Source organism: Pseudonocardia sp., assembly GCF_025465255.1.
GTDB lineage: Bacteria > Actinomycetota > Actinomycetes > Mycobacteriales > Pseudonocardiaceae > Pseudonocardia.
Genome location: NZ_JAODNI010000027.1, coordinates 1 through 18,874, shown reverse-complemented (window position 1 = coordinate 18,874; position 18,874 = coordinate 1). Strand labels below are relative to the sequence as shown.

Below are 18,874 nucleotides of genomic sequence, written 5' to 3'. Positions count from 1 at the left end.
GTGAGCGCCGGCGGGACACTTCAAGCCGCGGTCGTCGTCTGCCCGGTACTGGAAGTCGTTGTTGCGGTGCGGATCCGCCCCCAGCGCCTCGTCATCCCGCTCGGGGGACACGGTCAGCGGTGCCCCGCTCGGCCACCGTCCGACCATCTTGGCCGCCAGGAGCCCCTCCTCCTCGGCGGTGGCGCTGTTCGCCCGCAGGAACTGGCGCCAGGCGGCCACCTTGGTGTGGATCTTGCGCACGGCCAGATACGTGCCGTTGCGCCCAAGGATCTCGGGCTGCGGCATGGGCGGGAGGTTCCCGGTCTCATCGGGATAGCCGAGGATGAACTCGCCGGCTTTGAGCGGGGCCTCGTGGGGGTTCGAGCCCGGTATCCCGAGCCCCTCGATGCTCGGATGGCTGATGCCGTCACGGAAGCCGAAGGTCGTGCGTCCGGTGGGAAGCTGGTGGACCTCCTGCCTCCAGATCACCTCGACCCCGGGCGTCTGTTGGAGGGCGGCACGAGCTCGATCCAGCGCCTTCTCCAGGCGCGCTTCGTCCGGCGCAAGCGCGCTCACCGCGAGGTGGACATCGGGCGTTCCGAAGGGCGGCTCCCAGTGGGCCGGGTCGCTCTCCCCGACGTCGCCGATCTGCTCCGCCCGGGCCGCCATCCCCTGCCGGAACGCCGGCGGGAAGCTGTCGAGCGACTCCTGGGGGACGCCGAGGGCCCGAAGTCCCTGGTGGGTGAAGGCCAGGGCCACCCAGGCGTCCTGATCCGGATGGGAGCTCGGCAGCCCCCCGTCGATCGCCGGGAGCAGCCGCCGCAGGAGGGCCCGCCCGGCGCCGGGGTCATCGACGCGCAGGAGGAAGAACCTGCCCGTGTACGGCACCGGCCGGGGGTGGAGCGCTCCGCTCTGGATGTCGTCGACCTCGAGACCCACGCTCGGTGCGCTGGTCCTCGCCATCGCGTTCATGCGTGCCGTGCCTCCTTCTCAGCGTCCAGCGATGGCCCGGCACGGGCCGGGCCGGGCGCGTTCGCGACGCCCGGCCGGACCGCCCAGCTCACGACCTCTCTCGGCCGGGACCTCGTGCACGTCGACCCGCTAACCGGCACCACCCGCTGTCGGGCCCGGCACCGTGAGAGTTCGCGTCCTCAGGCGGAGGCTTCGTCGAGCAGCTTCTGGAAGGCCGGCGTGGCCACCAGGGCTGCGTTGGCCGGGTCCTCGAGCGCGGCCCGGAACTCGGGTGTGTCGAGCACGGCCTGGAACGCCTCGTTGACGCGCTGGTCCTTCCAGATCTGCTTGACGGTGAGGTCCGGGTAGGAGCTGACGAAGGCGAGCGCCGGTGCCTGGTGGGCAACGAACCAGTCCTTGACGCCGGGATCCTTGATGCCGGGGAACCCCTCAGAGTGCGCGAAGATCTTGTCGAAATTGTCCCCGACGACCGTCGTGGCGAAATCGTCGATGTAGGTGTCCCAGGGACCGTCGAAGACGCTGGCGAACATGAACCGCGTGTCGTCGTCGAAGATCACATGCCGCGCGTCGTGCAGGGTCCCGATCTGCTGAAGCGCTGACCGATCCTTGGCGAACGCGCTCATGACATTGGCGAGATCCTGGCGCAGCTGGTCCGCGTGGCCCGGCTTGATCGTGGTGTAGACGGTGAACTCCCCGGCCACCCCGTCCGTCAGGCCTGGCCGCTCTGGCAGGGTCGACTGGCCGGTCTTCGTCGAAGTCATCGAAGCTTCTCCTTGATCACGGATGCTCTGCGAGATGGATCCTGGCCGGTGGGTGCTGCACACCCGCCTGCACAGACTTGCAATGCCGTGACGACCGAGCCTCACCCGTAGCGGGTGAGCCGGTGAGCGGTTGACAACCGGGACCCGACTGGGCAATGGGCTCGTGCCGCGTCCCCCACGAGTTCGGTCACAGTCGTTTCACTGTGACCGACGAGACGCCGGCGGTACTGCACCGTGCTCGCCGGACCGAGCTGGACGGCAGCGAATGAGACTGGAATTGAGACTGCCCGGTGATCATCTTCGGCGTGGTAAATATCTGGAGGTGGATGTCGACTCCTCGCCCGTAACGGTGCGCAGCCAATTGAACGCGTGCAGTCGGGCAAAGCCGCGTTCGCCGACCCAGCGGATCGTGCCCAGCCCGGAGCCGTGGGCAACCCCATGGCGGCCGATGTGCGGGGTGACGCCGCGCTCGCGCAAAAGGGGCCGGTAGGTGTCGAGGGCGTAGCTGCGATCAGCGAAGAGCCCACGGCACTTCCGGCCAAGGTCATTCTGAACGGACTCGTAGGTAAAGTCCGGCGTCCGTTCGGACGAGTAGGTTTCCCGAAATCCGATCGTTTTGCCCGTTGCGCGAGCAGGCGGGACACGCTTCGCTGGCAATGCGACCGGCGAGCGATGGGTCAGGAGGACTAATGGACTATTCGGCACAATGGACGCGTTGCAGACGCGCGCCGCCGAGGCCAAGCGGGCGGTACAGGCTGCCACGGCGGAGACCCGTGACCAGCTCAGGAAGCGAATCGATCAGGCTCAGGCCGACATCGACCTGACCGTGAAGGACGCGCAGCAGCAAGCCGGTGAGGCCGCGGACAGCGCACGGAGCAAGTGGGCCCAGATGAAGGCCGACGCCAGCGCCAAGATGGACGACCTCAAGGCGAAGATCGACAAGCGGAACGCCCAACTCGATGCCAGCGCCGCCGCGAACGACGCGGACTGGGCAGAAGAGGACGCGGCCGCCGCGATCGACTACGCCGAGTGGGCTGTCGACAACGCGCGCCTGGCCGCAATCGACGCGCGCGTGCGCGCCGACGATCTCGTCAAGGCGGCCGGCACCTGACCTTGGCCTCTGACCGTTGCAGGAGAGGGCCGGCGGTCAGACTGATCGCCGGGCCCTTGGCGGGGAAGTCGCACAGGCAAGTATTGCGCCGAACGTAGCGAGGCGCTGGCGGAAGGGAAGATCGTGGCCATCCTTAATCGGGCCAGCCCGCCAAAACACCCGGCCGTGCTCGAGCAAGTTGAGGCCCGGCGCAAGCACTTCCAGGTTCGCGTGGCCGACAGCATCACCGCCTTCGCCGGTTCGATGAAGTTCGTCTATATCCATGCCGTCGTCTTCGCCGTCTGGATGATCTTCTTGGAGAGAGATCCGTGGCCCAAGTTGACGCTCGTCGTCTCGTTGGAAGCGATCTTCCTGTCCACCTTCGTAATGATCGGCCAGAATCGGGCGGCAGCGTTCCAGCAGGCCAAGGCCAACCACGACTTCGTCGAGCAGGAACAGGAGCTTAAGACCAACACCGCGCTGACCCGCGAGACCCAAGCGCTGACAAGACAGATCCACGATCACGTGCTCGGTCATCCCACTACGAATTCGGCCACGGACGACCGGCAATGAGCCCACGGCGGGACAGCCACCGGTCGGTTGTCGATGCCTTGAGCCGCTGCGATGCAGGTCAGAGGCGACACCGGACCCGGGCGGCGCTCCGCTGCAAATCCAGTGCCCTGGTGGCCCGTGAAGCGGTCGACGCTGGCTCGATGATGCATTCGTGGTGGCAGTCGCGGATGCCACCACGAGTGCAACACCTAGCGACTCGAGAGGGGCTCATCGGGTGGTGAGGTGGCATCTGGGCGGCGTCGCTGGACTGTGGGTCCCGGTCCTCGAAAGCGTGTTGGGTTCACACCCTCGCGGATTCGAATCCCGCATCCTCCGCCGCTGTGAGCAGCGACGACGCCGCCAGCTTCATCGACCGCACCGGACTCGACTGGCACGCCATCTCGCAATACGCCTCCGACCAGCTCGCCGAGGTCCTCACGCGCATCCACGAGTGGGAAGCGAGCGCCAACCCGGCGGCCGTACGTCGCCCCGCGCGAAGCAACACGACGACGAGGCCCTGGTGTACCCCGTCCGTCCCGTGAGCTGACTGGGCAGAGACATGATCACGATCTACGGCTCGAGTACTAGGAAGTGCTGCTCGGTGGTTGTCCGTCGAGGTCAGGTGGGGCGAGCGCGGCGCCGACCTGGTCGGCCAGTGCGACCGCGACGCGTAGTTGTTCCAGGGTTGGCTTGACGACCCGGGTAGCGGCGGTGAGCAGGAATCGGCCGCGAGCCACGCCACCGCTTTGGGTCACGAGGGCAATTTCCGAATCGGTGGGCAGTCCGAGTCGACTGACGTTGAACGGATGACCGTTGTAAGTCATGGTCGCGTCGTTGTTGAGGGTCGCCAGGACTGGACCATCACCGGGATCAAACCGACAGCGGTCGATCTGAAGGACATCGACGATCTGTTCGCACACGTGATCGATGAGCGATCTGGTGGACGAGCGGCCGGCGCCGACCGTCGCAGCGGCGCTCAGCACGCCGTCGAGGTAGCCTCGCTCGCGGCTGGCGCGGGCTTGTTGACGACGCCCCCAGAGCGCTACCTCGGTCACGGCCACACCGACGAGCATGAGCAGCACGTCAGTCTCGATGTCTGCGCGGTCGGTGATGACGAACTGGTTGTGCGGCTCGGTGAGGAAGAAGTCGAACCAGGCCGCACTCGAGAGTGCGGCGACGAGGCCGGCTGCTCGGATGCCGGTGGAGGCCGCCGCGACGATGAGCAGCACCAGGCCGAGAGCCGCATTCGTGTTCGCAACGCTGTCTCGGAACAGGCTGAGCACCCCGCAGGCCACCAGGGGCACCACGGCAGCGGCGCCGACAACGAGCGGACGATGAGCTTGCAGGACCGGCCCCACCTGCACTCCACCATCAAACTCCAACCGATGCCTCTGTCAACCAAGACTCCGACGTGGCGCTGCCCGGCCTGCCCGGGCCACGGCGTCACTGATGGTCCCCAAGGTGCCAGCCCCATGGCGGTGACGGGCACGATCACGAGCGGCGGCCGCCAGCCGCCGACCGCCAGAAGCCCCATGCAGGTCAGCGGCTCCGTCCAGCGCTCCCCGCACCCGCCGAGAAGTGATCTCGGAATCGCTAGTTGCCAGGTCTCCCGAGTACCCAGCTGAGTAACAACGGCCTCGCGCAGCAGGGCCCGACCATGGACGTCTCTGGACACAGACCGTCCCCCCACCTGCACGTCCATCGATGTTGATCGCAGGTAGCGATTGCTTCGGGACGAAGTGGTCGCAGGTTCAAATCCTGTCACCCCGACCACGCGTAAGGCCCTCTGACCATCTGGTTCAGGGGGCCTTCGTCGTTCCCGGAGACGGTCCGCACCGCCGGTCGGCGCCTCCCGCGGCTTCGCCGTCCGTCACACACCGCGCAGGGCGTAGAGTCCGCCCGCCGGGAGCATTCCTGTATGCGGGCGTTCGAGTCCGCGTCGTCCTCGGCGATCGGCCACCGCCGGACACCCTGTGCCGGGGGACGGAACACCTGACATGACGTCGGCCTCGATCACCTTCCTCTCTCCCTACGAACGCCGGGTCGCCCTCGTCGCCGAGGCGCTGCGCACGAACTCGGGGCTCACGGAGGACGCTGCCCACGCGCTCGCCGTGCACGCCCTGAGCGCGTTGGACCACATCCCCGAGGTCGTCCGATGACCACGGTGGCGGACTCCGCGCCGATCCACAGCACCGAGACGGATCCGCACGACGAGGTCTGCCACGCCTGCGTGCACCCATGGGCGGACCACACCGCCATCGACGTGCGGTTCTGCACGGCCACGGTCCGGATGTCCCGGGACCGCGGCTGCGTCTGCCGGCCGGTCAGCACCCGAACCTGAGCCCGGCCCCGCGGCGACCCGACCGACCTGCCCGGAGGCCGGGCGGGCCGCTCGAGCAGCAGGACCGGAGACCCCGGTGGCCCGCGCCTTCCGGCGAGGCCGCATCGTGAGGCCATGAACGTGCGCGAGGTCCTCGGCCGAGCCGGGCTGTGGGCCGGCACGGAGCCGGCCGTCGACCGCGCCCCGACCGTGGCCAGCCCGAGCTGGTGGGGCGCGGACTCGCAGCGGTGGTCGCTGCGGGCACCGGCGCCCGACCCGGTGGCGGGTACGGCCGCGTTCGTGAAGGTGATGGAGCCGCACGCCCGCGGCTACGTCGACGTCCCGGCCGCGTTCGCGGCGGCCCGGGCGGCGGGTGACGCCGGGATCGGGCCGCGCGTGTTGGTCGCGGACGCGGGGCTCGGGCTGCTGGTCATGGAGGACCTGACCGGCCGGGCGTCCACCGCGACGCTCAACCGGTTCGACGACCCGGCCGACGTCGAGCGGCTCGTCGCGCTCCGCCGCAGGGTGCACGAGCTGCGGGGCCTCACCCGTCGCCGCCCGGTGTTCGACGAGGTCCGGGCCGCTGCCCGACTGGCCCACGGCGCCGGTGCGGCGGTGCCGGAGGACCTGGACCGGATGGTGCGGATGCTCGCGCCCGCCGAGGAACGGATCGCGGCGACGGGCATCGATCTCGTGCCCTGCCACGGGGACGGCACGGTGTCGAACGTGCTCGTCACGGAGGACCGGCTGCTGCTCGTCGACTGGGACTGTGCGGGGCTGATGGACCCGATGCAGGATCTCGGGGTGCTGCTCGCCGAGCTGCGTCCCCGCGACGACGAGGCGCGGGAGGTGTTCGAGCTGGCCCACGGCTCGTGGGACGCCGCGCTGTTCGCCCGCGCCCGCGTCTACGGCGTCGCGGACCAGCTGCGGTGGGCGCTCGTCGGGCTCTACGCGGACGCGGTCCGGCCGGGCACCCTCGACTACGCCAAGTTCGCGGAATGGCAGCTCCTGCGGGCCCGCGCAGGACTGCGCGGACCCGGTTTCGCCGAGCACCTCCGGAGCCTGTGAAGCGATGGACGACAGGTTCCTGGGCTCGGCCCGCACCGAGGCCGAGCGCGCGGTGGAGAAGGCCCTCGGCACGCTCGACCGCTGGTCCGGCCGCGCGATCCGGTACGCCCCGGTCCCGGGCGGGTTGCAGAACGACGCCTGGCGGCTCACGGTCGAGGGCGAACCGCGGCGGTATCTGATCAAGATCCCGGGCCCGGGCAGCGAGGCGTTCATCGACCGCGGCGCCGCCCACGAGGCGGCGCTGCGGGCGGCCGAGCTCGGCATCGGGCCGGACACGGTGCTCTTCGACCCCGCCACCGGCATCGAGGTGACCGAGTACCTGGAGTCCTACCGCGCCTGCACCACCGGGGACTTCCGGCGCCCGGAACTGCCGGGACAGGTCGTCGGGCTCTACCGGGCGCTGCACTCGGCCGCGCCGCTGAGTCTGACCAAGACCGTCTTCGACATGACGGACGAGCACCTCGAACAGGCCCGGGCGCTCGGCGTGCGGCTGCCGGCGGACGTCGCCGGCGTGCTCGCCGGGTACGAGGCCGCCCGGGCCGCGGTGCTCGCGTCGGGCCTGGACCTCGTCGTGTGCCACAACGACCCGACACCCGGCAATTTCCTCGTCGCGGACGGCCTGCCGATGCGGATGATCGACTACGAGTTCGCCTCGAACAACGACCGCGCCTCGGACATCGCCGTGCTGGCCGCGGAGATGTTCTACGACGAGCAGCGCACCCTCGCGCTGATCGAGGCCTACCACGGCTCGACGACCCGGCCGCTCGTCTCGCGCGTGCAGGTGTTCCGGGCCCTGGCCGACGTGCGGTGGGGCCTGTGGGGCTGTGTGAACCACGTGCTCAACACGACCTGGGACTACGACTACCACAAGTACGGGGTGTGGAAGCTGATGCGCGCGGGGATCGCGATGGGCGACCCGCGATGGGCGTCCTGGCTCGCGACGCTGTAGATCGGCGCTACCGTCTGCCGCCTGAGTGCAGGTCCGCCCCAGCGGGGAGCGCAGTGGGGTGATCGGGATCGGTCGGCTGCGTCACCGCCCCGAGGACGAAGTTCAAGGTCGTCTTCGACGGCTACCGGGACGACGACACCCGCGACCGACCGGTGCGACGGCGGACTCCCACCTCCCGGCGGGAGCCCGCCGCCTGCACCGCGTCAGCCCTTCTCCGCCAGCTCCTGCTCGTACCTCTTCGTCATGTGCTCCACCGCCGCCAGCTGCGACGCCGAATGCGCGTCCCGGGTGTCGAACGCCCGCTGCTTGGCCGCGAGGGTGCCCGCCGCCTGGCCCTGGAAGTGCGGGAACACCTGCTGGGCGATGAGCTCGTAGGAGCGCTTCGTGGCCTCGGGGTTGGCCCAGTCGTGGCCCATGAGCAGCATCGCGCCGAAGCCGCCGTTGCTCTGGTCCATCAGGCGCTGGACCTGGGCCCGGGCGTCCTCGACGGTGCCGATCGCGCCGATGCCCGCCTCGTTCACGAAGTCGATCATGCCCTTGACGTCCGTGCTGTCGCCCACGGCCATCTGCGGGAACGCCGCGACCTTCTGGAAGTAGTTGAACCAGGGCACGATGCCGAACTCGACATCGCGGTAGGCCTGCTCCTTGGTCTCCGCGATGTGCATGAGCCCGACGAGGCGCCAGCCCGAGCGGTCCGGCGTCGGCTGGCCGTAGTGCGCCGCCCGCTCCTCGACGACGCTCCAGTGGTGCGCCAGTGCGTCGAAGCCGTCCTGGGTCAGGGTCGCACCGATCGAGAGCAGGCCGACACCGTGCTGGCCCGCCATCCGCGGCCCGGTCGGCGACGCCACCGCCGCGACGGCGACGTCGAAGCAGGGGTCCGTGTACGGCGCGAGCTGCAGCTGCGCGTCGACGAGGTTGTGCGTCCTCGTCTGCTCGGTGACCGTCTCGCCGCGGAGCAGCCGCATGATGATGTCCAGGTTGACGGCGAGCAGCTCCCGCGTCTCCGTCGGGTTCAGCCCGATCATCGACGAGTCGGTGGGCAGCGAGCCGGGTCCGACGCCCAGCATCGTGCGGCCCCGGGTGAGGTGGTCGAGCATGACCATCCGGTCCGCCACCCAGAGCGGGTTGTGGTAGGCGATCGACGTCACGCCGGTGCCCAGCTTGATGTTGCGGGTGCGCTCGGCCGCGGCGGCGATGAAGATCTCCGGGGACGCGATGATCTCGCTGCCGGCGGAGTGGTGCTCGCCGATCCACGCCTCGTCGTAGCCGAGCTTGTCCAGGTGCTCGACGAGCTCGAGGTCGCGCTGCAGCGCCAACGTCGGGTTCTGCCCCGGGACGTGGAAGGGCGCGAGGAAGGTACCGAAACGCAGTCTGCTCACGAGTGCTCCTGATCGTCGTTGATCGACACGTCGCGGCCCATGGCGCGGGCCGGACCCCCAGAGCATGACGCCGGTCACGTGCCCCGTACTGTGCGTTTTCCTGACACCCGCCGAAGTGAACGACTGTCGGAGAGGCACGCATCGACCATCCTCTAGGGTCGCCGACCATGGGACATCGCGAGGACCTGCTCACCGGGGCGGCACAGTGCCTCTACGAGAAGGGCTTCGGACAGACCACGGCCCGCGACGTCGTCGCCGCCTCGCGCACGAACCTCGCCTCGATCGGCTACCACTTCGGCTCCAAGGACGCGCTGCTGACCGAGGCCGCGGTGCGCACGGCAGCGGAGTGGAACGAGGAGCTGGACAAGGCCCTCGCCTGCGTCGACCCGACGGCCGCGCCCGCCGAACGCATGGAGCAGACCTGGATCCAGGTCGTCGAGCTGTTCCGGACGCACCGACGGCTCTGGGTCACCTACATCGAGACGCTCGCGCAGGCCGGCCGGATGCCGCGGCTGCGGGAGGTCCTCGCGGACGCGCAGGGCGAGACCCGCGAGGAGCTGGCGTCGATGTTCCACGCGCTGCCGGAGGACCCGGACGCCGCGGACCGGCAGGGTCACGTGCTCGGCAGCTTCTACCAGGCGCTGCTCACCGGCGTGATGATGCAGTGGCTCCTGGACCCGCAGAACGCGCCGACCGGCACGGACATCTCCGAGGCGCTGCGGCTGCTGACCAGCCCGGAGAGCCTGCCCGTCTAGCCTTCCCGGCATCGGCCGGCCGATGCCGGCGGCGTAGAGCACCCCGAGCACCACCAGCGGCAGGACGTTCCACACGAACCAGGGGTAGGCGGCGTCGCCGTTCGTGGCGGACACCAGCCCCCAGGCCACGACGTTCACGGTGAGGATCGAGCTGAACACGATCGTGAGCACCCGCATCGCGGTGCCGCCGCCGGTGTCCGAGAAGACCTGCCCCTTCGGCCGCGGGGCGGGCGGGCCCGCCGGAGGCGTCGGCGCGGGGAGGTCCCGGGTGAGCACGTCCAGCTCGCCGCGGGTCCTCGTCGATCACAGGGCGGACACGCGCTCGTCGAACTCGTCGATATCCAGCAGCCCCTCGCCCTGGGCCCACTGCAGGTGCCGCTGCACGGTGGTCCGATCGGCGTCGGGGACTCGCATGTCCTCGGAACGGATCGGCTGGTTCACGTCGCTCATGCTGCCATCACCGCGGCCCGCCGGGACCCGATCGGTACCCACCCGGTCGGTACCCATCCGGTCGGTACCCATCCGGTCGGTACCCGCCCGGTAGGCACACTGTCGTCACGCAGTCGTGAAGGAGAGCCGTGAGCACACCCCCGGGGCGGAGCCCACAGGACACCGCCGCGTTCGACGCCCTGGCGGGCGCGGACGCCGTCCGCGCGCTGCTGGCCGTGTGCTCGTCCCGGGCCTGGGCCGAGCAGGTCGGCGCCCGGCGGCCGTACGGCTCGGCGGAGGCCCTCCACGCGGCCGCGGACGAGGCGCTCGCCGTGCTCACCGAGGCGGACATGGACGCCGCCCTGGCGGGTCATCCGCGGATCGGCGAGCGGAACGTGACCGCTGCGGCGTCGCGCCGGGAGCAGGCCGGAATGGCGGCCGCGTCCGACGAGACCCGGGCCGCGCTCGCGGAGGGCAACGCGCGCTACGAGCAGCGCTTCGGGCACGCCTACCTCGTGTGCGCGGCCGGCCGCAGCGCCGACGAGCTGCTGGCGGTGCTCCGGGAACGACTCGGCAACACCCCGGACGAGGAGCGCCGGCGGCTGCGGGTCGAGCTCGCCGCGATCAACCGGCTCCGGCTCACCCGGATGCTGGAGGGGTCCAGCAGCTGAGACCGCTCTTGCACGCATGCGAATGTGTGCATACATTGGCGGCGTGGGACACGGGCACGGGCATGGACACAGCCACGGAGGCGGAGCCGCGGAGCCGGCGAGCGCCTCGGGGCGGCACGTCCGCAGGTTGTGGGCGTCGCTCGGCGTGCTCGTCGCCTTCCTGGTGCTCGAGGCCGTCGTCGGCTTCGCGACGGGCTCGCTGGCCCTGCTGTCGGACGCCGGGCACATGTTCACGGACGTCCTGGGCGTCGCCATGGCCCTCGCCGCGATCACCGCGGCGCGGCGCTCGTCCGCCTCGGACAGCCGCACCTTCGGCCTCTACCGCGCCGAGGTGCTGGCCGCGCTGGCCAACGCCGCGCTGCTCGTCGGGGTCGCCGTCTGGGTGATCGTCGAGGCGGTGCAGCGGTTCGACGAGCCGCCGGAGATCCCCGGTGTGGCGCTGATGGTCACCGCCGCGGCCGGCCTGCTCGCCAACCTCGTCGTGTTCGCCCTGCTCAGGCAGGGCGCCAAGGAGAGCATCAACGTCCGCGGTGCCTACCTGGAGGTCCTCGCGGACACCATCGGCTCGGTGGGCGTCCTGCTCGCCGGCGCGGTGATGCTCGGCCTCGGCTGGTGGTGGGCGGACCCGGTGGTCGCGATCGCGATCGGGCTCTGGGTGCTGCCGCGGACCTGGCTGCTCGCGAAACAGGCCGTGCGGATCCTGGTGCAGGCCGCGCCCGCGCACATCGACGTCGCCGCCGTCCGGCACGACCTCGGGCACATCGAGGGCGTCGAGGACGTGCACGACGTCCACGTCTGGACGCTCACCTCCGGCATGGAGGTCGGGTCGGTCCACCTGGGCGTCGGCCACACGTGCGATCCCGGGCGGGTGCTCTCGGAGGCCCGCACGGTGCTGGCCGAGAAGCACCACATGGAGCACGTCACGGTGCAGGTCGAACCCCCGGGCGCGAAGGCCCGCTGCTCGGAGCTGAGCTGGTGACCAGGAGGGTGCCGAGCGTGACGTTCCGCCGTACCAGCCGGACGTCGATCCGGCCGGGCGTGCTCGCCACGAACGTCAGCGTGACGGTGGCCCCCGCCGTCACGAACGCGGCGCGCGAGTAGGCCCCGCTCAGCTGCACCTGGTCCGTGACGTCGCTGCCCACCACCAGCATCACGGTCGCGTTCCGCGGGACGTCGACGGCGGCCGGGGGCGCGGGTGCCGCTCCCGAGTAGGCGAAGGCGACGTGCCGCACGCCGTCCGGCGCGACAGACGGGACGGCGGTGACGGGTGCCTCGGCGGGGGCGATCGGCGCCGCTCCGCAGCCTGTCGAGGCCACGGCCAGGGCGAACGCGACGGCGGTGACGTGGACGGCCCGGCGTCTGGTCACGTCCCGTTCCCTTCCGTCACGGACGGCGATCTCCCCCAAGAGTGGCGCAGTCTCCCCACGCGCGCCGCATCGGGTCCCCCGCGTGAGGGAGGATCGGTGGCGTGAGCGAGCCGACGACCCATCCCACCGCACCCGTCCCCGAGCGGCTCTTCGGCGACGAGCGGGAGCAGCGCTGGCGGGCCCGATTCACCGCCACCCGCATGTCCCGCCCGAACTGGGCGCTCGACGCGCCGGACCGCACCGTCTACTCGTCGAACGTCAGCGGGACGACCGAGGTACACGCCTGGGACCGCGCGACGGACACCCACCGCCAGGTCACCGACCGGCGCTCGGGCACGCACATGGCGACGCTGCCGCCGGACGGCGAGCTGATCTGGTGGTTCGACGACACCGACGGGGACGAGTTCGGCCGCTGGGTCACCGAGCCCTACGGCGGCCGCGGGCCGGACGACGAACCCGAGCTCGCGGTGCCCGGCGTCGAGGACGGCTATCCGGCCGGCCTGGACATCGGCCGGCGGCTGACGGCGATCGGCACCTCGACGGACGAAGGCACGTCGATCTGGCTGCACCGCCGGGACTCCGACGCCCCGGCCGAGCTGATCTACCGGCACCTCGAGGACGCGGGCATCGGCGCGCTGTCCGAGGACGAGACCCTGCTCGCGATCTCGATCTCCGAGCACGGGGACTCCCGGCACCCGGACGTGCGCGTGCTGCGGATCTCCGACGACGGGGTGCAGACCGTGGTCGAGAAGTCCGACGGGCCGGGCAAGGGCCTGAGCCCGCTCGCCTTCTCCCCCGTCCCCGGGGACCAGCGGATGCTCCTGCTGCACGAGCGCCACGGCCGCGAGGAGCTGCTGCTCTGGGACGTCGAGGCGGACACGGAGACCGAGCTGACGCTCGACCTGCCGGGCGAGATCATGGCGGACTTCCACCCGACGACCGCGGGCGGACCGGACGCGCTGCTCGTGTGGCACACCCACGCCGCCCGCACCCGGCTCCACCGCTACGAGCTCTCCACCGGCGCGCTCACCGAGCTGAAGGTCGCGCCGGGCTGCGTCGGCTCCGCGGACGTCCGGCCGGACGGCACCGTCGAGTACTCCTGCTCGTCCGCCGCGACGCCGTCGGAGATCCGGGCGCTGCACCCGGGCGGCACGGACCGCCGGCTGCTCGTCCCGCCGGGCGAGCCCGCCCCGGGGTCGGCCCCGGTCGAGGACCTGTGGGTCGAGGGCCCCGGCGGACGTGTGCACGCGCTCGTCGCCTCTCCTTCCGGTGAGGTTCCCTTCCCGACGGTCTTCAGCCTGCACGGCGGCCCGCACGCGGCGGACGAGGACCGGTTCTCCGCGATGCGCGCGGCATGGGTGGACGCGGGGTTCGCGGTCGTCGAGGTCAACTACCGCGGCTCGACGGGCTACGGCTCGACCTGGCGGGACGCGATCGAGGGGCGGCCCGGACTCACCGAGCTGGAGGACGTCGCCGCCGTGTACGACGCGGTCGTCGCCTCGGGGCTCGCGGACCCCACGCGGACCGTCGTCGAGGGCTGGTCCTGGGGCGGCTACCTGGCCCTCCTCGCCGCCGGGACGCAGCCGGACCGGTGGGCGGCGGCGCTGGCCGGCGTGCCCGTCGCGGACTACCTGGCGGCCTTCGAGGACGAGATGGAGCAGCTGCGGGCGTTCGACCGGGCGCTCTTCGGCGGCACCCCGGAGCAGGTCCCGGAGACCTACCGGGCCGGGTCCCCGCTGACCTACGTCGACGCGGTGCGGGCTCCGGTACTGGTCCTGGCCGGGGAGAACGACCCGCGGTGCCCGATCCGTCAAATCGACAACTACCTGCATGCTCTGCGGCGCCGGGGGAACCTGCCCTACGAGGTCGCCCGGTTCGACGCCGGGCACGGGTCGCTCGTGGTCGAGGAGACGATCCGGCACGTCGCCACGGAGATCGACTTCGCGCGACGGACGCTGGAAAGGATCACAGAGCCGAACCGGCAGGGGAATCCTCACGTAACTGATCGGTAACACTCCGTCGGGACGATGGAGGTCGTTCTGCAAGGAGGCGGTCGCCATGGCGCTATGGCGCGTGCACGTGGAGTTGGAGGACCGGCCGGGCCGGCTCGGTGAGCTGGCCACGGCGGTCGGCCGCGCCGGGTGCAACATCCTCTCGCTGCACGTCGTGGGGGAACCGGCCGACGACGGCTCGGTCACCGACGAGCTGCTGGTGAAGGTCCCGGAGGGGACGGCGCACACGGAGCTGGCCAGGGCCGTGGAAGCGGCCCGGATCCCGTGCACCCTCATGGTGCCGGCGGACGCCACCGAGCTCGCGGACGGCGCCACCACGGCACTCGCGCTGGCCCGGATGGTCGCGGCGGACCCGGGCAGCGCACCGGAGGCGGTCGCGACGCTGCTGCGGGCCCGGCTCGTGGACCCGACGGCCCCGCCCACCGGGCATTCGCACACACTGCGGGTCGGACAGCGGCACGTGCACCTCGGTCGGGGGTGGGCGTTCACCGCCACCGAGCTGTCCCGGGCCGCGGCACTGCTCGAGCTCGCGGCGCAGCTGAGCCTCACGGACCCGCCCTCGCGGCAGGTGCCGGTCGTGGACCACATCCTGCTGCTGCACGACGGCTCCGAGGTGCGGCTGCGCCCCGCCCTCCCGGCGGACGCACCGCTCGTCGGGGCCATGCACGCCCGCTGCTCGCCGTCGACGCGCAACGCGCGGTTCCTCTCCCCCGCCCCGCGGATGGAGCCGGCCGAGCTGGACCGGCTGCTCGGCGGCGCGGAGGGTCTGCTGGGCGCGGCGCGCACGGTGCTGGCCCTGACGATCGACGGCGGCAGCGCGGTCGGGATGATGAACCTCGAGCGCACGAACGCCGAGGGCGCGGGCTTCTCCGTCGTCGTCGAGGACGCGTGGCAGTGCCGCGGGCTGGGCACCGCGCTCACCCGCCGGGCCGCCGAGCTCGCCACGGAGCAGGGCAACGACGAGCTCACCGCCACCACGCCGACCCAAAACCTGCGGATCACCCGCCTGCTCCGCCGCGCCGGCCTGCGCCCGACGGCCGAGATCGCCGGCGGGATGCTGCAGGTCAGGGCCCCACTGTTGTCCCCCGCGGGAGCCGTCAGCGGCCGTCACGGGGTGGCGTAGGAGCGTCCAGGAGCTCGAGCACGCGCTCCGGCGGCCGTCCGACGACGGCCCGGTCCCCGACCATCGCGATCGGCCGCTCGATCAGGATCGGGTCGGCCGCCATCGCGTCCAGCAGCGTGTCCCGGTCCGCGTCGGCGAGGCCGCGCTCGCGGTAGACCTTCTCCCCGGTACGCAGGATCGCGCGCGGGTCGTCCGTCCCGAGGCGGCGCAGGACGTCCTCGAGCGCGGCCCGGTCCGGGCGTGCTTCGAGGTAGCGCACCACCTCCGGCTCGACGCCCTGCTCGGTGAGCAGCGCCAGTGCGCCGCGGCTCTTGGAGCAGCGCGGGTTGTGCCAGAGGGTGACACCGTCGTGCTCGCCGTCGTCGGGGTTCACCTCCCGATCCTAGAACCGCGTCATGGCTCCACAACGCGAATAGCGGGCCGTTCTGACCGCGTCATGGCTCCATGACGCGGGGCGGCCCCCGCACCCTCTCGGGTGCGGGGGCCGCCCGTCGTGGTGGTGCAGCGCGTCTGGCTCAGCTGGGGTCCAGGCTCACTTGTCGTACGGCTTGCCCAGGCCCTCGCGGACCTTGGTCTCGATCTTCTCGCCCTGCTCCTTGTCCACGTTCTTCCAGTACTCGAACGCGCGCTGGAGGATGGGCTCGGAGACGTCGTTGAGCAGGTGGCCGGCCACGTTGTTCACGAACCGCTCACGCTCGCCGTCGTTCCACACGTTGCGGACCATCGTGCCGGGCTGGCCGAAGTCGTCGTCCTCGGAGTGCAGCCGGTACGCCGAGCGGATGACCTCGTCCTCCACACCGAAGGCCGAGGCCGTCTCGCCGGCTATCGCCGGGTTGGCGTGCGGGCCGCCGTAGGAGTTCGGGGCGTAAACCGGGTCGCTCGGGTTGGAGAAGCGCATGGCGCCGTCCTTGCCGTAGCTGTTCACCGGCGACTTCGCGGCGTTGACCGGGAGCTGCTGGTAGTTCGCGCCGATCCGGTAGCGGTGCGCGTCCGGGTAGGCGAACAGGCGACCCTGCAGCATCTTGTCCGGCGAGGGGCCGATGCCGGGAACCAGGTTCGACGGCTCGAACGCGCTCTGCTCGATCTGCGCGAAGTAGTTCTCCGGGTTGCGGTCGAGCACCCAGCGGCCCACGTCGATCAGCGGGTAGTCCCCGTGCGGCCACACCTTGGTGAGGTCGAACGGGTTGAACCGGTAGTCCGCCGCGTCGGCGTACGGCATGATCTGGACCTTGAGCGACCAGCTCGGGTGGTCGCTCTTCTTGATCGAGTTGTAGAGGTCGCGGATGAAGTAGTCCGCGTCCTCACCGGCGATCCGGTCCGCGTCCGCCTGCGTCAGGTAGCCGTGGCCCTGGTCGGTCTTGAAGTGGTACTTGACCCAGAACTTCTCGCCGCCGGCGTTCTCCCACAGGTAGGTGTGCGAGGAGTAGCCGTTCTGGTGCCGCCAGGACGACGGGACACCCCGGTCGCCCATCAGCCAGGTGACCTGGTGCGCCGACTCCGGCCGCAGGGTCCAGAAGTCCCACTGCATGTCGTGGTCGCGCAGGTGGTTGTCCGCGCGGCGCTTCTGGGAGCGGATGAAGTCCGGGAACTTGATGGGGTCACGGATGAAGAAGACCGGGGTGTTGTTGCCGACGATGTCGTAGTTGCCCTCGGTCGTGTAGAACTTCACCGCGAATCCGCGGGGGTCACGCCAGGTGTCCGGCGAACCGTTCTCGCCGGCGACGGACGAGAAGCGCACGAGGCTCTCGGTCCGCACGCCCGGCTGGAACAGCGCGGCCTTGGTGTAGTTGGCGATCTCGGGGTTGGTGACCTCGAGGAAGCCGAACGCGCCACCGCCCTTGGCGTGCACCACGCGCTCGGGCACGCGCTCCCGGTTGAACTGGGCGTTCTTCTCGATGAGGTAGTGGTCCTGCAGCAGGATCGGGCCGTTGGTGCCGATGGTCAGCGAATCGTTGTCGCTGGCCACGGGGATGCCGACGTTGTTCGTCGTCGGACGGGGTTCCGTCGCGGTCACGGACGCCTCCTTCTTCGGTGCTGGTGCGGTCATTCGGTGTCGATCAGGTGGAGCGGGTGGAGCTCGGAACCGGGGCGCCCGCCCGGTCCGTCCTGCAGTCCGGACACAGACCCCAGAAGACGACCTCGGCCTCGTCGAGCAGGTAGCCGGCGTCGTCACTGGGGGTGAGGCACGGCCGCTGCCCGATGGCGCAGTCGACATCGGTGGTGCGGCCGCATGATCGGCATACCAGGTGGTGGTGGTCGTCACCGGTGCGCGTCTCGAATCGAGCCGCCGAGCCGGCGGGTTCGATCCGCCGGACGAGTCCGGCGTCGACACAGGCGGCGAGCACGTCGTACACGGCCTGGGTGGAGACGCGACCGAGCCGCTTCCTGGTCAGCGTGGCCACCGTGTCCGCCGTGGCGTGCGGGTGCCCGGCCAGCACGTCGAGCACGGCGACGCGGGGCGCGGTGACCCGGAGGCCGACGTCCCGGAGCCGTTGCACGACCTCGGCGGATGAAGATTCCATCGGGAGCTACCTGACCACCTTTTCTGGAATGAGTCAAGTTTTGTCCGGAACGGGGACCGGTGGAGCGACGGGCGGGCGGGAAGGCACGATGCGTCGGTGAGCTCCGCGGGGATGGCCGGGTACCGGGCCGTCCTCGCCGTCCCCGGGCTCCCCGCGCTGTCCGCCCTCGCGTTCCTCGCGCGCATCCCGGCCTCCGCCGCGGCGGTCACGATCACGCTGTACGTGGTGCTCACCCTGGGCCACGGCTACGCCGCCGCGGGGAGCGTCGGCGCGGCGACGACGGTCGGGACGGCCTCGGCCCGCCGCTGCTCGGCCGGGTCGCCGACGCCCACGGCCTGCGTCCCGTGCTCGTCCTCGCGCTGGTCAGCGCGGCCGCCTTCTGGTCGGTGGCGCCGGTGCTGGGGCTCCCGGCACTGCTCGCGGGCCCGCGGCTTCAACGCTACGAGATCATCAACTGGAACATCTCGAACGTCTCCTTGATCCTCTTTGTCGTGGACATCTCGTTGCTCGGGCCGGCGCAGCTCATCCGCGACGTCGCGGTCTTCCCCCTGAGGCGCAGGCAGTACCGCGAGCTGGAAGCACTGTGGACGGAGCTGCGGCAAGCCCAGCCGGAACTCGTTCTGGGCGATCGGATCGGCAACCGACTCCAACGCCGGATCATCGAATGCTTCGACGGGCTCGCCAGGATGAGCCCCTACATCGGCGTCGCGGCCAACCGCGCGGACATGAGCACGTGCACCGAAGCGGAGCTCGCCGTGTATCTCCGCCAAGCCCTAGCTCTCAAGGCGGAGCTCGACCGTCGACCGGAAGACATGGCTCCCGTCGAGCTCCCCGTGGCCGCGCTCCAGGACGCCACAGGGGCTGATGTGAACCTGCTTGTTTCGCTGGCCCGTGCTTTCCGTGCGCAGCAGCCGACCGCTCGCGC

22 protein-coding genes and 1 pseudogene are annotated in these 18,874 nt (G+C 70.9%); 13 read left to right on the top strand and 10 right to left on the bottom strand.

What is annotated here, in order from left to right; all coding sequences use genetic code 11:
* From JWP64_RS03120 to JWP64_RS03110, 3 genes and pseudogenes are all read right to left on the bottom strand, one after another.
* On the bottom strand, positions 1-951 hold a 951-nt coding region (locus JWP64_RS03120; protein ID WP_297492030.1), incomplete at its 3' end, for a peroxidase.
* A gap of 179 nt (positions 952-1,130) precedes the next feature.
* Positions 1,131-1,712: a hypothetical protein gene (locus tag JWP64_RS03115; protein WP_297492028.1), complete on the bottom strand. Its 582-nt coding sequence runs from the start codon at positions 1,710-1,712 to the stop codon at positions 1,131-1,133.
* Positions 1,713-2,025: 313 nt separating this feature from the next.
* Positions 2,026-2,249: pseudogene (locus JWP64_RS03110) on the bottom strand (IS5/IS1182 family transposase); the annotation flags it as partial.
* A gap of 169 nt (positions 2,250-2,418) precedes the next feature.
* Here JWP64_RS03110 and JWP64_RS03105 point away from each other — a divergent pair.
* From JWP64_RS03105 to JWP64_RS03095, 3 genes are all read left to right on the top strand, one after another.
* Complete coding sequence (locus JWP64_RS03105) at positions 2,419-2,823, top strand: hypothetical protein (RefSeq protein WP_297492025.1); 405 nt, start codon at positions 2,419-2,421, stop codon at positions 2,821-2,823.
* 123 nt (positions 2,824-2,946) lie between these two features.
* Positions 2,947-3,375, top strand: coding sequence for a DUF1003 domain-containing protein (locus JWP64_RS03100; protein WP_297492022.1), 429 nt, complete (start codon positions 2,947-2,949; stop codon positions 3,373-3,375).
* 320 nt (positions 3,376-3,695) lie between these two features.
* Complete coding sequence (locus JWP64_RS03095; protein WP_297492020.1) at positions 3,696-3,896, top strand: hypothetical protein; 201 nt, start codon at positions 3,696-3,698, stop codon at positions 3,894-3,896.
* Between the two features lie 42 nt (positions 3,897-3,938).
* Here the strand turns inward: JWP64_RS03095 and JWP64_RS03090 are convergent, their stop codons facing one another.
* Positions 3,939-4,712: a DUF4118 domain-containing protein gene (locus JWP64_RS03090; protein WP_297492017.1), complete on the bottom strand. Its 774-nt coding sequence runs from the start codon at positions 4,710-4,712 to the stop codon at positions 3,939-3,941.
* A gap of 639 nt (positions 4,713-5,351) precedes the next feature.
* Between JWP64_RS03090 and JWP64_RS03085 the strand changes: the two genes are divergently transcribed.
* The 4 genes from JWP64_RS03085 (at position 5,352) to JWP64_RS03070 (ending at position 7,691) form a co-directional block, all read left to right on the top strand.
* Positions 5,352-5,513, top strand: a complete 162-nt coding sequence (locus JWP64_RS03085; RefSeq protein WP_297492015.1) for a DUF6307 family protein — start codon at positions 5,352-5,354, stop codon at positions 5,511-5,513.
* The gene (locus JWP64_RS03080) at positions 5,510-5,695 is read left to right on the top strand and encodes an RGCVC family protein (protein ID WP_297492013.1); all 186 of its coding nucleotides are present in this window, start codon (positions 5,510-5,512) and stop codon (positions 5,693-5,695) included. Before JWP64_RS03085 ends, JWP64_RS03080 begins: the two co-directional genes overlap by 4 nt.
* A gap of 114 nt (positions 5,696-5,809) precedes the next feature.
* Positions 5,810-6,742 carry a phosphotransferase gene (locus tag JWP64_RS03075; protein ID WP_297492011.1) on the top strand — a complete coding sequence of 311 codons (933 nt, stop codon included), beginning with the start codon at positions 5,810-5,812 and terminating at the stop codon, positions 6,740-6,742.
* 4 nt (positions 6,743-6,746) lie between these two features.
* Entirely contained in the window at positions 6,747-7,691 is a 945-nt protein-coding gene (locus JWP64_RS03070) for a phosphotransferase (RefSeq protein ID WP_297492009.1), read from the top strand.
* A gap of 203 nt (positions 7,692-7,894) precedes the next feature.
* On the opposite strand, the gene JWP64_RS03065 is transcribed toward JWP64_RS03070, so the two are convergent.
* Positions 7,895-9,070, bottom strand: a complete 1,176-nt coding sequence (locus tag JWP64_RS03065) for an LLM class flavin-dependent oxidoreductase (RefSeq protein ID WP_297492007.1) — start codon at positions 9,068-9,070, stop codon at positions 7,895-7,897.
* 167 nt (positions 9,071-9,237) lie between these two features.
* Between JWP64_RS03065 and JWP64_RS03060 the strand changes: the two genes are divergently transcribed.
* On the top strand, positions 9,238-9,825 hold the full coding sequence (locus tag JWP64_RS03060; RefSeq protein ID WP_297492005.1) for a TetR/AcrR family transcriptional regulator: 588 nt from the start codon (positions 9,238-9,240) through the stop codon (positions 9,823-9,825).
* 303 nt (positions 9,826-10,128) lie between these two features.
* Here JWP64_RS03060 and JWP64_RS03055 read toward each other — a convergent pair whose 3' ends face one another.
* Complete coding sequence (locus JWP64_RS03055) at positions 10,129-10,275, bottom strand: DUF1707 domain-containing protein (protein WP_297492003.1); 147 nt, start codon at positions 10,273-10,275, stop codon at positions 10,129-10,131.
* 128 nt (positions 10,276-10,403) lie between these two features.
* On the opposite strand from JWP64_RS03055, the gene uraD reads away from it, so the two are divergent.
* Together uraD and JWP64_RS03045 are read left to right on the top strand one after the other, a co-directional pair.
* Positions 10,404-10,925, top strand: a complete 522-nt coding sequence (uraD, locus tag JWP64_RS03050) for a 2-oxo-4-hydroxy-4-carboxy-5-ureidoimidazoline decarboxylase (RefSeq protein WP_297492001.1) — start codon at positions 10,404-10,406, stop codon at positions 10,923-10,925.
* A 43-nt stretch (positions 10,926-10,968) separates the two neighbouring features.
* Positions 10,969-11,904, top strand: coding sequence for a cation diffusion facilitator family transporter (locus tag JWP64_RS03045; RefSeq protein ID WP_297491999.1), 936 nt, complete (start codon positions 10,969-10,971; stop codon positions 11,902-11,904).
* Here the strand turns inward: JWP64_RS03045 and JWP64_RS03040 are convergent.
* On the bottom strand, positions 11,846-12,292 hold the full coding sequence (locus tag JWP64_RS03040) for a hypothetical protein (RefSeq protein ID WP_297491997.1): 447 nt from the start codon (positions 12,290-12,292) through the stop codon (positions 11,846-11,848). The genes JWP64_RS03045 and JWP64_RS03040 overlap by 59 nt on opposite strands.
* A gap of 101 nt (positions 12,293-12,393) precedes the next feature.
* On the opposite strand from JWP64_RS03040, the gene JWP64_RS03035 reads away from it, so the two are divergent.
* Positions 12,394-14,304 (top strand): prolyl oligopeptidase family serine peptidase, encoded by a 1,911-nt coding sequence (locus tag JWP64_RS03035; protein WP_297491995.1) that lies wholly within the window; start codon positions 12,394-12,396, stop codon positions 14,302-14,304.
* 46 nt (positions 14,305-14,350) lie between these two features.
* Positions 14,351-15,427, top strand: a complete 1,077-nt coding sequence (locus JWP64_RS03030) for a GNAT family N-acetyltransferase (protein WP_297491993.1) — start codon at positions 14,351-14,353, stop codon at positions 15,425-15,427.
* Here JWP64_RS03030 and arsC read toward each other — a convergent pair.
* The 3 genes from arsC to JWP64_RS03015 all read right to left on the bottom strand — a co-directional run bounded on the left by arsC (position 15,402) and on the right by JWP64_RS03015 (position 17,949).
* Positions 15,402-15,800 carry an arsenate reductase (glutaredoxin) gene (gene arsC, locus JWP64_RS03025; protein ID WP_297491991.1) on the bottom strand — a complete coding sequence of 133 codons (399 nt, stop codon included), beginning with the start codon at positions 15,798-15,800 and terminating at the stop codon, positions 15,402-15,404. The two genes, JWP64_RS03030 and arsC, sit on opposite strands and share 26 nt — an antisense overlap.
* Before the next feature lie 159 nt (positions 15,801-15,959).
* Positions 15,960-17,441: a catalase gene (locus JWP64_RS03020; RefSeq protein ID WP_297491989.1), complete on the bottom strand. Its 1,482-nt coding sequence runs from the start codon at positions 17,439-17,441 to the stop codon at positions 15,960-15,962.
* Positions 17,442-17,484: 43 nt separating this feature from the next.
* Positions 17,485-17,949: a Fur family transcriptional regulator gene (locus tag JWP64_RS03015; protein WP_297491988.1), complete on the bottom strand. Its 465-nt coding sequence runs from the start codon at positions 17,947-17,949 to the stop codon at positions 17,485-17,487.
* Between the two features lie 344 nt (positions 17,950-18,293).
* Between JWP64_RS03015 and JWP64_RS03010 the strand changes: the two genes are divergently transcribed.
* On the top strand, positions 18,294-18,874 hold a 581-nt coding region (locus JWP64_RS03010; protein WP_366889297.1), incomplete at its 3' end, for a DUF6545 domain-containing protein.

Bases quoted from the DNA above. Each gene is read 5' to 3' on its own strand.
- JWP64_RS03055 (WP_297492003.1), bottom strand. From the start codon at position 10,275: ATGAGCGACGTGAACCAGCCGATCCGTTCCGAGGACATGCGAGTCCCC.
- JWP64_RS03080 (WP_297492013.1), top strand. From the start codon at position 5,510: ATGACCACGGTGGCGGACTCCGCGCCGATCCACAGCACCGAGACGGAT.
- JWP64_RS03070 (WP_297492009.1), top strand. From the start codon at position 6,747: ATGGACGACAGGTTCCTGGGCTCGGCCCGCACCGAGGCCGAGCGCGCG.
- JWP64_RS03060 (WP_297492005.1), top strand. From the start codon at position 9,238: ATGGGACATCGCGAGGACCTGCTCACCGGGGCGGCACAGTGCCTCTAC.
- JWP64_RS03015 (WP_297491988.1), bottom strand. From the start codon at position 17,949: ATGGAATCTTCATCCGCCGAGGTCGTGCAACGGCTCCGGGACGTCGGC.
- JWP64_RS03085 (WP_297492015.1), top strand. From the start codon at position 5,352: ATGACGTCGGCCTCGATCACCTTCCTCTCTCCCTACGAACGCCGGGTC.
- JWP64_RS03105 (WP_297492025.1), top strand. From the start codon at position 2,419: ATGGACGCGTTGCAGACGCGCGCCGCCGAGGCCAAGCGGGCGGTACAG.
- JWP64_RS03030 (WP_297491993.1), top strand. From the start codon at position 14,351: ATGGCGCTATGGCGCGTGCACGTGGAGTTGGAGGACCGGCCGGGCCGG.
- JWP64_RS03075 (WP_297492011.1), top strand. From the start codon at position 5,810: ATGAACGTGCGCGAGGTCCTCGGCCGAGCCGGGCTGTGGGCCGGCACG.
- JWP64_RS03115 (WP_297492028.1), bottom strand. From the start codon at position 1,712: ATGACTTCGACGAAGACCGGCCAGTCGACCCTGCCAGAGCGGCCAGGC.